The organism is Ruminococcus sp. 1001713B170207_170306_F1 (assembly GCF_015668065.1).
Taxonomy (GTDB): Bacteria; Bacillota; Clostridia; order Lachnospirales; family Lachnospiraceae; genus Blautia_A; species Blautia_A faecis.
Map to the genome: position 1 here is coordinate 24,403 of NZ_JADPEX010000020.1, position 12,966 is coordinate 37,368.

At 44.5% G+C, this 12,966-nt stretch carries 22 protein-coding genes; all 22 read right to left on the reverse strand.

Annotated features, from left to right (window positions below):
* Window positions 1-3 precede the first annotated feature (3 nt).
* A complete protein-coding gene (locus I4V84_RS12580; RefSeq protein ID WP_148462424.1) occupies window positions 4-390 on the reverse strand; it encodes a hypothetical protein in 387 nt (128 codons plus the stop codon).
* Window positions 391-401: 11 nt separating this feature from the next.
* Window positions 402-608 carry a hypothetical protein gene (locus I4V84_RS12585; protein ID WP_148462427.1) on the reverse strand — a complete coding sequence of 69 codons (207 nt, stop codon included), beginning with the start codon at window positions 606-608 and terminating at the stop codon, window positions 402-404.
* Window positions 609-618: 10 nt separating this feature from the next.
* On the reverse strand, window positions 619-1,575 hold the full coding sequence (locus tag I4V84_RS12590; protein ID WP_148462429.1) for a major capsid protein: 957 nt from the start codon (window positions 1,573-1,575) through the stop codon (window positions 619-621).
* Between the two features lie 2 nt (window positions 1,576-1,577).
* Complete coding sequence (locus I4V84_RS12595) at window positions 1,578-2,177, reverse strand: phage scaffolding protein (protein ID WP_148462430.1); 600 nt, start codon at window positions 2,175-2,177, stop codon at window positions 1,578-1,580.
* 53 nt (window positions 2,178-2,230) lie between these two features.
* Window positions 2,231-2,413, reverse strand: a complete 183-nt coding sequence (locus I4V84_RS12600) for a hypothetical protein (protein ID WP_148462431.1) — start codon at window positions 2,411-2,413, stop codon at window positions 2,231-2,233.
* Window positions 2,391-2,648 carry a hypothetical protein gene (locus I4V84_RS12605; protein WP_148462432.1) on the reverse strand — a complete coding sequence of 86 codons (258 nt, stop codon included), beginning with the start codon at window positions 2,646-2,648 and terminating at the stop codon, window positions 2,391-2,393. The genes I4V84_RS12600 and I4V84_RS12605 overlap by 23 nt, the downstream gene beginning before the upstream one ends.
* A 32-nt stretch (window positions 2,649-2,680) precedes the next feature.
* A complete protein-coding gene (locus I4V84_RS12610; RefSeq protein WP_243284093.1) occupies window positions 2,681-2,986 on the reverse strand; it encodes a hypothetical protein in 306 nt (101 codons plus the stop codon).
* A 223-nt stretch (window positions 2,987-3,209) separates the two neighbouring features.
* Window positions 3,210-3,428 (reverse strand): hypothetical protein, encoded by a 219-nt coding sequence (locus I4V84_RS12615; RefSeq protein WP_195992363.1) that lies wholly within the window; start codon window positions 3,426-3,428, stop codon window positions 3,210-3,212.
* Window positions 3,394-4,941 carry a phage minor capsid protein gene (locus I4V84_RS12620; protein ID WP_195992364.1) on the reverse strand — a complete coding sequence of 516 codons (1,548 nt, stop codon included), beginning with the start codon at window positions 4,939-4,941 and terminating at the stop codon, window positions 3,394-3,396. Before I4V84_RS12620 ends, I4V84_RS12615 begins: the two co-directional genes overlap by 35 nt.
* Entirely contained in the window at window positions 4,934-5,131 is a 198-nt protein-coding gene (locus tag I4V84_RS19675; protein WP_207748669.1) for a hypothetical protein, read from the reverse strand. Before I4V84_RS19675 ends, I4V84_RS12620 begins: the two co-directional genes overlap by 8 nt.
* Before the next feature lie 111 nt (window positions 5,132-5,242).
* Complete coding sequence (locus tag I4V84_RS12625) at window positions 5,243-6,850, reverse strand: phage portal protein (RefSeq protein WP_195992365.1); 1,608 nt, start codon at window positions 6,848-6,850, stop codon at window positions 5,243-5,245.
* A gap of 5 nt (window positions 6,851-6,855) precedes the next feature.
* Window positions 6,856-8,247: a terminase gene (locus tag I4V84_RS12630; RefSeq protein WP_195992366.1), complete on the reverse strand. Its 1,392-nt coding sequence runs from the start codon at window positions 8,245-8,247 to the stop codon at window positions 6,856-6,858.
* Complete coding sequence (locus tag I4V84_RS12635; RefSeq protein ID WP_195992367.1) at window positions 8,247-8,753, reverse strand: terminase small subunit; 507 nt, start codon at window positions 8,751-8,753, stop codon at window positions 8,247-8,249. Before I4V84_RS12635 ends, I4V84_RS12630 begins: the two co-directional genes overlap by 1 nt.
* A gap of 202 nt (window positions 8,754-8,955) precedes the next feature.
* Window positions 8,956-9,363, reverse strand: coding sequence for a DUF6680 family protein (locus tag I4V84_RS12640; RefSeq protein WP_195992368.1), 408 nt, complete (start codon window positions 9,361-9,363; stop codon window positions 8,956-8,958).
* 408 nt (window positions 9,364-9,771) lie between these two features.
* Window positions 9,772-10,188 (reverse strand): hypothetical protein, encoded by a 417-nt coding sequence (locus I4V84_RS12645; RefSeq protein ID WP_195992369.1) that lies wholly within the window; start codon window positions 10,186-10,188, stop codon window positions 9,772-9,774.
* The gene (locus tag I4V84_RS12650; protein WP_195992371.1) at window positions 10,115-10,336 is read right to left on the reverse strand and encodes a hypothetical protein; all 222 of its coding nucleotides are present in this window, start codon (window positions 10,334-10,336) and stop codon (window positions 10,115-10,117) included. Before I4V84_RS12650 ends, I4V84_RS12645 begins: the two co-directional genes overlap by 74 nt.
* Window positions 10,329-10,523 carry a hypothetical protein gene (locus tag I4V84_RS12655; RefSeq protein ID WP_195992373.1) on the reverse strand — a complete coding sequence of 65 codons (195 nt, stop codon included), beginning with the start codon at window positions 10,521-10,523 and terminating at the stop codon, window positions 10,329-10,331. Before I4V84_RS12655 ends, I4V84_RS12650 begins: the two co-directional genes overlap by 8 nt.
* Entirely contained in the window at window positions 10,477-10,626 is a 150-nt protein-coding gene (locus I4V84_RS12660) for a hypothetical protein (RefSeq protein WP_173773421.1), read from the reverse strand. The genes I4V84_RS12655 and I4V84_RS12660 overlap by 47 nt, the downstream gene beginning before the upstream one ends.
* A gap of 197 nt (window positions 10,627-10,823) precedes the next feature.
* The gene (locus I4V84_RS12665; RefSeq protein ID WP_195992375.1) at window positions 10,824-10,985 is read right to left on the reverse strand and encodes a hypothetical protein; all 162 of its coding nucleotides are present in this window, start codon (window positions 10,983-10,985) and stop codon (window positions 10,824-10,826) included.
* Window positions 10,986-10,987: 2 nt separating this feature from the next.
* Window positions 10,988-12,220, reverse strand: a complete 1,233-nt coding sequence (locus I4V84_RS12670) for a hypothetical protein (RefSeq protein WP_195992377.1) — start codon at window positions 12,218-12,220, stop codon at window positions 10,988-10,990.
* Window positions 12,221-12,280: 60 nt separating this feature from the next.
* Window positions 12,281-12,508, reverse strand: coding sequence for a hypothetical protein (locus I4V84_RS12675; protein ID WP_195992379.1), 228 nt, complete (start codon window positions 12,506-12,508; stop codon window positions 12,281-12,283).
* On the reverse strand, window positions 12,505-12,906 hold the full coding sequence (locus tag I4V84_RS12680) for a RusA family crossover junction endodeoxyribonuclease (protein WP_226837535.1): 402 nt from the start codon (window positions 12,904-12,906) through the stop codon (window positions 12,505-12,507). Before I4V84_RS12680 ends, I4V84_RS12675 begins: the two co-directional genes overlap by 4 nt.
* Window positions 12,907-12,966: the final 60 nt, after the last annotated feature.

Sequence of the window (12,966 nt, forward strand, 5' to 3'; positions counted from 1 at the left end):
AGCTCACCTCGCTAATCTGCAGCACAGCCCTGTCTGACACAACAGTGCATACAGATCTCTTTTCATCGCCACACCTTTGTCTGTGAATACGTTCCAGCTGCTGCCAAACTGGGCGGATACACCATTGATGCTGTAGCTTGAAAGTATAGAATTGATCTCGTCCGCATTCTCGGTTTCAAAGTCTGCCTGCTGGCAGACAACATCCTGAATGATATCCCGCTGAAACTGTGTCAGGCTGGAAAATCCCCGACCTACAATCCGGTTGTAGGTCAGGGAATCAATGTGCCGAGACGCAATCTGCAGAGCTCTCTCAATGTCATTTTCTAAAATCAGGGTTCCGCCGTAAGTATCCGTATAGTATTCTGGGGTTGCATATGGTTCGTAGCTCATAACCGCTCACCTCATTTCGAAGTGTTCTTTTCTTTTGCAGGCTTTTCCTCTTTCTCTACTGCTTCTTTAGAAGCTTTCTCCGGAGTTTCTTCTACCTCGTATCCATGGTCTTTGAACCACTGGATCAGATAAGGATCTTCTGTTTCTCCTACGCCGTTACAGAAAGGAACAGAAGCGGAAACACCTGTGTAATCTTTATTTGGACTTTTGATCTTCATTCTTCGCCTCCTATTTTACTTTGATTCCCCTGAATACACCTGCCGCCTTGGAAGTCTTCAGTGCAATAGCTGCGTTCATTTCAACCTCACCTTTCTTCACTGCTCCAGCAGTTGAAAAGTCCGGGAGCCAGGTCTGTACAGGTGCTACTCCTGCGAAAGACACTGCATGGAGTCCATCCATTGCAAGTCTGGCAACATACAGGGATGTTTTTCCATCTGAGGATTCAATCGGTACTACTTCATCATTCGTACCCGGTTTGGTCTTCAGGTCAACAAAAGGAATGCCGCCATAGCTCTCTACCTGATTTCCCCAGTTATCCTTTGTTACCTGATACATGCTGGCACGTCTCGCGCAAGCTCTCAGTTTAGAAATCAGTTTGTTGTTTCCTCCAATGAATGTGGGAGTACCATCCAGACCGCCAAGGAACTCATCCAGCATATCCAGGAAGTACTGATAGTTTTTGGTAACCAGCTCGGAAGTGGACAGATCGATCACTCCATCTGCATTGTATTCCGTAGAGCTTCCTGTAAGTGCCTTATCCAGTCCGTCAAAGCATTTGGAATCAACCCCTGTATCACCATTGATAAAGGTATCATTGAAAAGTGCCTGAGCTGCTTTGATCTTCTGTGCCTGCTGCAGCTCCACTTCGCTTACGATACCGCCCATATTCGCAATAACTCGGTCAATCTCATAAGCTCCACCAAACACTTTGATTTCAACCGTGTGGCGTTCCTTGGTTACCTCAGATGGTGCATATTCTTTATTGATCTCACGAAATGCAGCTGTCGGCTGTGTTTTCAATCGTGTGTAGCTGTAGCTTGGTGTAGCCCCTCCACCGGTAGGAGATACTGCATCGTCAAATGGAATGTGTTCCAAGATATAATTTGATTTCTGAAATTCATCAATAACGCCCATCTGCAGATCATCCTGGACGTTTTTCTTAGCTTCTTCTAATGTAATTGCCATAATTATTCACCTTTCCCTTCTGAACCCAAGTTCAATTTTGCCGCAATCGCTTCCTTCATTGACACATGGCCTTCTTCGCCTCCTGGCTCAGCTTTTGGCGCTCCCAGCGGGAAGAATCCTTTCTTTCCCTTTCCTGTCTGCTGTTCCTGTTTAAACAGGAATGGTTTGCTTTCTTTTAAAGCTTTCACCTGTTCTTCCAGCCCGGTCACTTTTCCATCTTCCCCAAGAATCAGCTTATTACGATCCACCAGGCCGGCAACCAGATCGCTATCCTGTGCAGTAGAAGAAATAGCCATTTTAATCGCATTGGTAAGCTTAAGAGCCTTCAGCTCATTCTGGTGTTCTGTGTCTTTCTGGCGGTTCTGTTCCTGAAGATCTGCAATCTGCTGTTTCAGTGCTTCATTATCCCCTGCTGATGTCTTTAAAGTATCCAACTGGGTTTTATAATCATTCACTGTTGTTTCCAGCTGCTTTCGCTGCTGTTCGGTTGTGTCATAGGTTTCTTTGGCAACATATCCTTCCAGTTCTTTCTTGGATTCATCTGCTGCCTTTTTTGCAAGGCTCTTTTCAATACCCAGAGCCTCAAACTGTTCCTGTGTCATGTCTTTCTCCTTTCTGGTAGTTTCACGCCATTCCGGGCATAAAAATAAGGCTTCTAACCCTCAGCCTTACTGGGAGATTTTGGATCACCGCCTTTCTGATCTTCAACGGTCTTTACCAACTGCAGATTTGCAAGATGCTCTGCTCTTTTCCGGGACACTTCCAGTTCTTCCCCGGCTGTACGAAGAACCAGAGCATTTTCTTTGTCGCGGAAATTATGCTGCACTATCACCTTCAAATAACCACCTCCTTATTGTTTTAGCAACTGTCTTTTTTAACCCTCTGTAAGCAGAACAAATCCCATAAGCTGAAACTAAAATTACCGCCAAATAAGTTGAATATCCACCTACAGCAATCACCATCTTAACTGCTACCAGCAAAATTCTCACATTCCACATCTCTATCCAAATATAAAATGCAAGTTTAAAAAGTGTGAACAGCAGATCCTTACCTTCAATTACTACAGTTTTCATTGTCTTTCCCCCCTATTTGTGCCGGCGCAAATTTAATCATTGTGTGTGACTTTAAGTCCCCACTGCGGAAGGAAATTAATCTCATAATGGTACTTATCCACATCCGATCCAGAAATGTCTTCAACTACATACATGGTATAGTTATTCAAATAAACATAGTCTTTCTGGTACTTTCCTTCTGCGGTCTCAATAATTACTTCCAGTTCATTTGAAGAGTTATTCTTCAGTGCAAATGTTCCAGTCAATTCCAACAGGATTGTATCTGTTCTGGCATTCAAAACAGTAAGTTTTCTGGTTACATTGAAGTTATCTGCCTCCTGTGAAATGTTCGCGCTCACCTGGTCAGCTTCTGTACAGCCAGTAGCACAAAACATGTCAGGATTACCAGTGCCATTAATACTACAATTCTTTTGGTTGCTCTTCTTTTCATTTTCTTCATCCTCTCTTTCTTAAAAATAAGCACAAAAATAACACGTCTTATGGCGTGCTATCATTGTTTTTATAACTGTATTGATATTTTTGAGTATAAAAATACCACTAGCCGTTTCTGACTGGTGGTATTTAGTACCATAAAACTGTTTTCTCTGTTGGTGGGTTCTCCATTTTCGCCAAACGTTTCAGTTCATTCCGAACATGCGGTGCTGCGAAAGAACTTGCATTTTCATGTTCTGTAACTTTTTCATCCTCAATTCTCATAAAACCTTTGGGTTCTTTCCCCTCTGGGTAATAGTCGGCAGAAATCATATTATTTGTCTTTTTTATGTTTTTCAAGATTACCATAATATTCTAACGCCTCCTTCGGGTAATCAAATTTTTCAGTGGCCAGCTCATGTGCTTTCCAGTGCTCCATACTAGGATTTTCTCTTTTTATTTTCATTTCAAGGAGCTCATGCTCTATCAAAGTGCGGTCATGCTGTTTAATGTCTTTCCCTGTCATAAGCCGTTGCCAGCTCTGAGCTATGGCGCAATCGGGATCAAATCTGCGGTATGTCTTTAAATCCGGATCAAACAACGATTCATCTTCAAACAGATATGCCTTTATCTTTACTATATCAGATTCTTCTTTTCCTAGATTTTCAGCAATCTTCTTTGCATCAGTAGAAAAACTCCTGATCTCTTTGTAGTACATCTCTGCAAAGTTTTCTGCCTCTTCACTGAATATATCTGTGATTCTGGCTCCTGATATCATTATAGCAGAGTCCGCTTCATTTGCAACGGATTTCCACTCTTTTTGTTTCTGCTCATACTTCTTTTTATTCTCCGGATCCAGGGAAAAATCTGCCAACCTACCAAACTTCTTTTCCTGCCTCTTTGCATACTGCTGCCGGCTTTCCTGTTCCTGTTTCCGCACCAGTTCATTCAGCTCTGCTTTGGTATACCTGTTCTTCTCTGGCGGGGTGCTGATGCCTTCGAAATATGTAGTGTGGCTATCTTTGCAGCGCGGATGGTACAGGCCTGCAGCTATGGCACTGCTCATAAATGGATATTTGATTCCGGTCACAGGTGACTTTCCATCTTTCGGACCATTGCTCCACACATCATCAATCAGCACCTTTCCCACAAAAGGCAAGCATTTCGGACAGGGATTTCCGCGCTTATTCATAATCACTGTAGATATTCCCCATTCCTGGCGCTTCTGACCTTCTCCTTGCAGGTATGCCCTTTTGCTGGCTGTTCTGATTGCCATATCCGCATAATCAGCAAGTGTATGCCTTGCGCCGTTTGCATACTGCACACAATTCAAGCCAGCCTTTACAAAATCCTCTGTAGCCATATCCACAGCTTTCTCATAGGTGCCGGCTCCGGTGTTCGCGTATACCTGGGCATTGTAAATCACTTTACGGTACTGGTCATTTGCCATTCGAAGGACAGCAATTTCCGCCTGTTCCATATCATCCATGGTTGCTTTGATTAACGCTTCCAGTTTTCTGTCATTCAACTTGAAAAATTCAGCAGCTGCCCCCTTGGCAATACGTTTGGCAGGAAAACCATTTCTGATAGCTTCCAGGATCGCAATCTCCTGTGCCATCTCGCCTTCAGATCTGGACATGGTTATCAGTGTTTTGATCTGCGCATTGATATCCTTGAACTGCTTGCCATGCTTCTTCTGGTTGTCCTTCTTGTACTTTTCCAGGGATTTCAGCTGCAGTGCCTGCCACATGGTCCATTGTTTGTCTTCATCGATCTCTTCCAGCTTGTGCCGGCGCATATTGCGGATCATGGAAGATATAAGCTCATTTTCTATGGCTTCAAAAGCAGCTCCAATGTCGTAGACGGTGTTAAGCTTAGGCATCTGTGATTACCTGCTTTCGAATGTTTGTAGCAAGTCTTGCACATCTCGCCCTTTGCGTACAACGAATATTTGTACAATATTTGACCTGTTCTGTAAGGCTTGAGCAATCTATCTTCTCCACTTCTGGTTCAAAGTCTGGACAATAACTACAGAATTCCTGGAGCAACAGTGTAAATCCTGGAACATTCATCTGGATCACCTCCCGTTTGCATATACCTTAAAACCCTGGCTTTTGAATATTCGGATCATGTCCTTCAGCTTTGTTTTGCTGACACAGGCATCATTTCTAAGCTCAGCATAATCATTCTTTTCCAGAGCGTACACGCCCATCGGTACCTGCCCCTTTGCTACTTCCAGAAACTCCTGGTACTCCTTTCGATTCATCCGGTAGATCCTTGGTCCTACTTTTACCTTCATCATTCTCACCTTCTTCCAGACTTGTTTCAAATTCTCCTGCTTTCATGGTAAGCCCCGGCTCTTCCAGATCCTGCACTCCCTGTTCCAGTTTCAGACGTTCTACTTCTGCTTCCTTTTCCTCATCTGTCCAGGTATCTCCGTACAGCTGATCCACAGAAGTTTCAAGGCTCATAACTCCGTACTGTTTAGCTTTTCCTACAGTTTCCACAGTTGTTCCAAAGTCTGGGGATGCATACTCTCCAAACTTCACGGATATTTCATACTCTCCCGGATTGTTCCCGTTCATAATATCGTCACACTGCAGGATTGTCTTGAACAGTTCCGGCAATGTACTGTTCAAAGCGTCTACTATCTTCCCTCTCACATGAAGGGTAACCTTTTCTTTCTCCCTCTGTGATTCTGCATTATCTGTTTTCTTCAGATCAATTCCCAGTGTGGATGGTGATATGATTCCCTGAAGGGCCATATCAAGGAAATTGGCGTAGCTGTTTACGTAAGCTTCGTAGGATATCTGAGGCTGTGAGATTTCCACCTGGTGGCTGGCATTCTCTCCCATATCGTCCCCAATGGCAATAAAGTCATTGTCAAATGGATTAGCCGGAAGCAGCTCCCCGGTTTCCTCATCCCTCGGAATCAGATTTTGCGGAATATAACGCTTGATCCTGCCCATTCTGATTGCGTCCATCCACTGACTGATCGTTTCATCCAGTCCATCCAGCACATCTGTCTTTCCTTCAAAAAGGGCTTTTCCTCTGTTCTTATATCTGGTGGATGTAAGAATTTTAAGTGGCACCGCCAAAATCAGGCTTTCATCGAATCCAAAATCAATCAAATGGGCTGTTTCCGGAAGAAACTGTAATGGGGCTTCTTTTCCGGCATCATCGTAAAGCTTGTATCTTACATAGCCATATCCATAGGTTTCCTGCAGCCTGTAATCTTTGTTCCGATTTCTGTAGGTTGTGTAGAACTTGATTTCCCGCAGCGTCGAATGGATATATACATATTCCACATCCTCTGCATCGTAAAATTCCACAATAGGGTAAGAGCTGCACTCATCCGCCGTGATCTTAAAGGCTCCATCTCCGGAAGATAACGCTCCAACGATAGCATCTCCAATCACATCGTTCAGCTTACTCCCCTCAAAGATTTCATTCCATCTTTCTTCCAGAATGTCCATATTCTCGCCAAAATCAACAGCGTCCAGATCAGCCAGCACAATGTCTTTATATCTGTCTACTACAGTTCCAACAATTCCGCTGTGTATCTTTCTTACATTTCCCTGCGCTGTGGCTGCCCAGAAGCGGGCTTTCTCCACATCCCATTTTGCAGTCTTTTTAAAGTACTGTTCCAGGGTCACTCCATCTCCCTGATACCACAGCTTGTTCTGGATCACGTTCTCACGGAAGGTATGAGCTTCTCTGATTGTAATCACCCTGTCTCTTGCAGGTTCTATCCGGAATAGCCGTGCAATAAAATTCTGAAGCCAGTTCATAATTATCACCTCTTGTAAATCTTGCCCTGGTATGGGATCCATGCGTATTGCACAGAGTTAACCATATGGTCATGCCCATCTTCTGGTGTATTGTCTTTATCTTCTTTCCAACTGTATGTTTCCATCTCATGAATGTAAGTCGAACAGGTATCGAGTACATAAAAACATGGCTCAATGCCTGTCTGGTCATCAAATGCCATCCATCCAAGCTGCGCATTGATACGATCGATAATCTCCATCTTCTTCCATGCATCGTTAAGTGTATAAATGCAGCCATTTCTTCGCTTATACTTGTTCCATTCCTGCATGGTTGCCTGATCGGCGCTGTCCAGGAATACGTTTCGTGCAAGTCCCCACTCCTTCTTGTTGCGGTCAAGGAAATCAATCAAATTCTTTACTGTATCTGAAGGAGCCAGGGGGATGTCCAGTTCTGCATTGCTGTAAACTTTTTCATCCAGAACGATGCATTTTCCTTTGTTTGTAATCCCAAGATAGGAAAAAGCAATTGTGTCCGGGGATTTCTGGGAGTATGAGGTATCGACTGCTGCCGAAAACCACATGAAAATTTCGTGTTTCTTTGGTTCTCCCGGTCTTTGTACAAATTGTTTTGCCCATTCCTTTGTGCGGACATGCCGCTGGCGCAGGAAGATGCTGAACACAAGGCCTGTTGCTTTTCCTCTGAGGCCTAAGATCTTGTTCTTGTAGATCTTGGTTCCTTTCGGGGTATTCCGGATGATCTGGTCTTTCTTTTCTTCCGGAAGTCCGGCGTTATCGTCAAAAGAAAAGAACCAGTGAACCCAGCCTGCCTTTGGTTCTTCCTTTAATTCGTCTTTAATCTCCTGTGGCGTGTCCTCTTCCCATTCAGGAAGCGGGCGGCTGCAGTTGATATACTCTTTATACACATCCAGGCTCGGATCATCCGGGTTTAAGGTTGCCATGAGATAATCACAGCGCATGGAAGCTTCACGGACAAAGTCAATATCTGCCGTGTTGATCTCATCGATGTACAGGCATCCATACTGACCGCCAAGGGCTTTCTTCCATTTCTTCTTGTTTCCATATCCCAAAACGTATATGGTTTTGTCCCCGGATGAAGTATGAAAAAGAATATGCGGGATCTTATCATCCTTGGTGCCGGATCCGTTGTACTCTACCAGGCTTCCGAAATCGTCCAGGATTCCAAGGTCTTTGTTAATAATGTTTTTCTCTGCTGTTCCTGTGTCGTCTGCTGCCAGGATATGAAGCTTTTTCGGACTCTGGGCTACCTTCAACATGAACTTAAAAATTCCTACTGTAGTCTTTCCTGCTGCCGTGGTACCTTCCAGGAACTCCACCGGTGTCTGGCATTTCAAAAACGCTTTGTATTTTTCAGACAGCACGAGATCCATGCTGCTCATTATCCGCCTCCGCTGATCTGCTTGATCAAGCTGTCCAGTTTTGATTTTTCTTCTTCCATACCGCTGAGCTGAAGCTTGTCATTCCACATTGCCAAATGGCGTCCAAGCATATCCAGGGCTTTCAGTTTGTCTGCAAGCTTGATTTCTCTTTCCACGCCATCTTCTCCAAAAGATTTTACTTTCACGGACTGTATAGCTGCCAGATCGTCCCTGGAAGCATCTTCTTTTAGTGTTGCGTCTTTTGCATTGATTACATCATCTGCATTTACAAATGCAATTCTGGCCAGCTCCAGAAGAACACGGTCAGCATTTATTCCGGTTCTTTTGGATCTTTCTGCGATTGCCTCTGAGATTGCTTCTGAAACTTGGGTTTTCTGGAGTAATTCATGTCCGATCTCAGAAGCTCTCTGACCATTTTTCGCCTTGTATCCGGCTCTTATGGCGGCCTGGGTAGCATTCAGGTCAATCAGATACTCATCTACAAATCTCTTTTGTTTTTTTGTCACTCAAGCTCACCTTCTTTCAAAAATATAATAAAATACAGTCCTGCCAGCACCATCCACGACAGCCGATTGCCGCCGTCAATCATGAAAGGAGGTGACCGTATGCAAGAAATAACGGCTGGTGCTGTGCACGCTGTACGAAAATTGGCATAGAAAAAGCAGCTCCGAAGAGCTGCCTTTGTTGGTGTGTTATTATTTTAATGACTCAAACTTTAAAAACTCGTGTGAATCTACTATCATTCCAATCGTTACATTTTATGCCTGCACTTTTACTCATTGTCCTTAACAAAGTAATTAGCAAATCATCAGTTATTTTTGTATTTTCACCATTTATAGCCAACCATAAATTGTCAAGAGCTTTCATAACCTCTGGGTCATCATGAAAAACTATAATAACTCTGTTTAAAGCCCTTGTAAGTCCTTGACAATTAATATCTAATGCATTTAATGTAGAGCCCGTCATTTGATACTTATAGCCAAATATATCATCTACAAGCTGTTGTTTTCGTCTCTTTTTCTCGGCTTTTGCATTTATAACAAGAGTTATGATAGTCGCCAATACCCCTGAAATAATCGCTCCAACCAATGTTATTGCAATTTGTTCTTTTGACATAAAAAAGTCCTCCCACATACATTTTCTTTCATCATACTACAAAACGCCCCGTATTTCTACAGGACGTTAGCAAAAAATGTATGTAGTTGGTAGAGCTTCTCACGAAGCCAATCGGAACACCAGGACTCGAACCTGCGGCTCGACTTAACGGCTCATGCTCCCTCCCGATCAGGGAGGTGTTCCGGTAGTGCAGAGTGCGCCACCTTTGCACTGCGATATCATTTTAGGCTACTGTGGTGCCAGCAATCCCCTGGCTGATATCTGCCAGAATCAACCGCCAGGCTGTGACACCTGGCAATCGCTTGTCAGAAACTTTTCACCACACTAAAAGGATTAAGCAACCGGCTCCGCTGAGCCTTCGGCTTCATTGTTATCTTACAACGACAAATCCGACTTTTCCGACCTTTTTCATTTAATCCCACACTTTTTCAAGTAGGCATCTCGGATATGTAATCTCGGATAGTCCGGGCTCTGGGAATATCCTGTCTTAGCCGCTATCTTCTCCCAGGTCATCCCATCCCGGTAAAACATCTTAAACACACATCTAGTCTGACCATCTGGGATATCGTCAATCCATTTCTCAATAACTGCCACCTGCTTTTTCTTCTTAGCCAAAGTCTTTTTACGCCGGTTATACTTTTCACAGTCAAAACCAACTACTGTCTCTGGCTTCTTGGATCCGGATTTGCCATTGAGGATCACGCTGTTCCCCATGCCCTTGTCCGTCATCCACAGCTCATTCAACTCATATTCAAGGACTGGAAGCTCCCTTTTCAGTTTCTTGTATCTGTCCAGGAGCTTCCTGGTTATCTTGACCTCTTCCAACGCTGTCACCTCCCACAAGCAGTTCGTATCTATGTACCTGTGCCAGGATTGCCGGTTCTGATCTGGCATCCTCCAGGAGCTTCCTGGCCTTATCCGGGTTCATGCTCAATTCCTTGGCAACCTGCAGCACTCTCTTCTCATCAATCATCTGGCACCTCCACTTCTGGCCACAGCATCGGTACGTTCAAATTGCGAAAATATCCTCTGCATACCTGCCGTATCGCACAGTTAAATACGCAGTCGTAAATGTCATTGTTTTTACAGTAAATTCTAATCGTGTTCACCGCCTCAGTGGCTTTCCGGTCCGTTGCCTTTCCCTGCTTGGTCTCTGTCATCTTTTTCACCTCTATCCTTGTTTACGGCACTTAATGCCCAGGCGATCACGCCAAAGGCTCCGATTAGCACGCCAACGCCCATTGCAACGATTACATCTATCATCTATTTTTTCCTCCTCGGACACCACTTAGGACTTGTCTTAATTGTTATCTCTGTCGAATACCTCTCTGTTTTGCAAATCAATGTATCAGCTGGACAACTGACATGCGCCCTTACTTCTGGGTGTTTACAATACCAGCGATTAGGTCTTCCATTCATATCTTGAAACTCAGTATTTTCACATTCCCTACATTTTGGTATCATTTCCTCGCCTCCCAGCTCCTGCACTCCCTGCAGCGGATCTTACTGCTACATAAAGTGCCTTTTATCATTGACAACCTCGGGCAGGTCGGGCGGACGTATACGATCAACTCTCCTACCTTGCCGGTACTGTGTTTACAGGTTTTATATTTTTCTGCCATGTTCAGCTCCTTTCTTTCGTTTCTGGTAGATACTCCGGAAAATCAAATATTGTCATCTGTACTTCTGGAGGATTTTCCCACTCAACACCTATGTAATCTAACACACGTCCCCAGCCATATTTCTCACCGGTTTTCGGATCTGTACAGCAGCGATACATCCAGAACTCCCACTCTTTCGGATTTCTTTCCCGAAGTTTATCAAACCTGTGGGGACGCTGTTCCAGGTGAATTCCAAACCCACACATGGAGCATCCGGTCCGCTGTGCGCCTGTGGTTCGAAGAACTGCGATTGGATCAGTAACAATCTCTCCGTAGATTTCCGGAACAATAGATAACAATGGAACATACTCCTTAAGGCTTCCATCTTGATTCCTTCCATAAGGTTGCGCATGGAATCTTGCTTCAAAGAAATCCAAATGAGTGTGATACCATTTGTCCATTTCAAGTGCCAGGCTTAAAATATCCGATCTCATGAATATTGCAAACGGCGCGGATCTGATCACTGTCTTGCCATAATAATTACAGCCATGATCTATCAAAGCCTCTTCCCTTTGTCCTCCTTCACTTGCCATCATTCCCAGGTACGGAACACTGTTATGGTTTTTCGCCCAGTCATCGCAGGGCTTCTCTTTCAGCCAGTAACAGCACTCATTTGATACCGGGATGTCCGGATCTGGCTTGCCATAATGGACACCTTCGTTCTCATTCTCATAGCCACCGAATAGCTTCAGCCATTTCTTCGGGAGCTGCATCCGACTGTTATTAGCGAAATGTCCCTGCTTTCCGCATTCACCGGTTATTATGGCATGGCGGACAGTTTTATTATTTTCTGTTGGGTGTTGCAGAGTATTGATTCTGCCAGCTATCTTTTTGCTGATAACCGGAAATCCGACTTCATTAAGCACTTGTACCTTGCTCTTGTATGACCGTACAATCTCAACTCCGAGAGCTCTGTGCACCTTCTGGATGCTCTTATCCTCCACCCCAGAAATAGATATTGCATGAGGTTCGATCCCGATACTGCACAACCAGATATACAGGGTTATACTATCCAATCCTCCCACGCTTACATGTACATTCATGTCTCTGCTAAGGATTTCCTCATAGAACTGCCAGGCTTTGATTGCCTGTCTTTTAAGCTTAACCTCATAAGGCAGCCTTTGACGTGCCGTAAATATAGCTCTATGCTCTTTCTTCTTTTGTTTCCACTCTTCCGTGGATAATTCATTTCCCATCTTTCCAAGAAGCCCGGTATACCCTTGCCCCGGCCGGAGGCTGGCTCCTTTCTTGCTTGACTATCTTTTTTTCTTTGCCAGACATTCCAGCTGCCACACTACATCCTGCAGTGCGACTTCTACTTGCATCGTCTGGTATTGTTCTCTAATCTGGTGACAATGTTCTGCAACTCTCTCCCAGGCTCCATCATCTTCCGGAAGAATACCGTTGTACTCTTCATACAGCTCCTGTACTTCTGGATATTCTTCCCAGAGAGCTTTTCGTTCCTGGGGTGTCAGCCAGATCATGGCAGCCTGTCGATCCGGACATAAATCCCAGGGACTTCCGCCCAGAACTTTTCCACGATCTCCGAAGCCACCAGTGCATCATCATCCCAGAAACCAACTTTCGTCATGCAGTCCTTTAATAATTTCTGCAGATTGTCCGTATCCGGTTTGGAAAGTCTGTAGGTACCATCCAAATGTTTTCCCCTGGGGAAGCACCACTTTGTGATCAGCCTGACTCCACAGTGATATGGTTCATCTGGTACATGCTGTCCAAGATATGCCACCAGTTTCTGTCTGGCTGCTTTTAATTCCGGTGGCTCATAGAACACTGGCTTTCCTCCGGCAACCCTGACCTGTTTTTCCTGATGGGTTACAGTCGGCGGAACCATTGCCATGAAAAACTCAAATTCCAAAATCATCAACTCCTTTTTTCGGGTGATCAAGGTATGGTGCCCACCTGAGTGCGGGGTGGGTGGTCG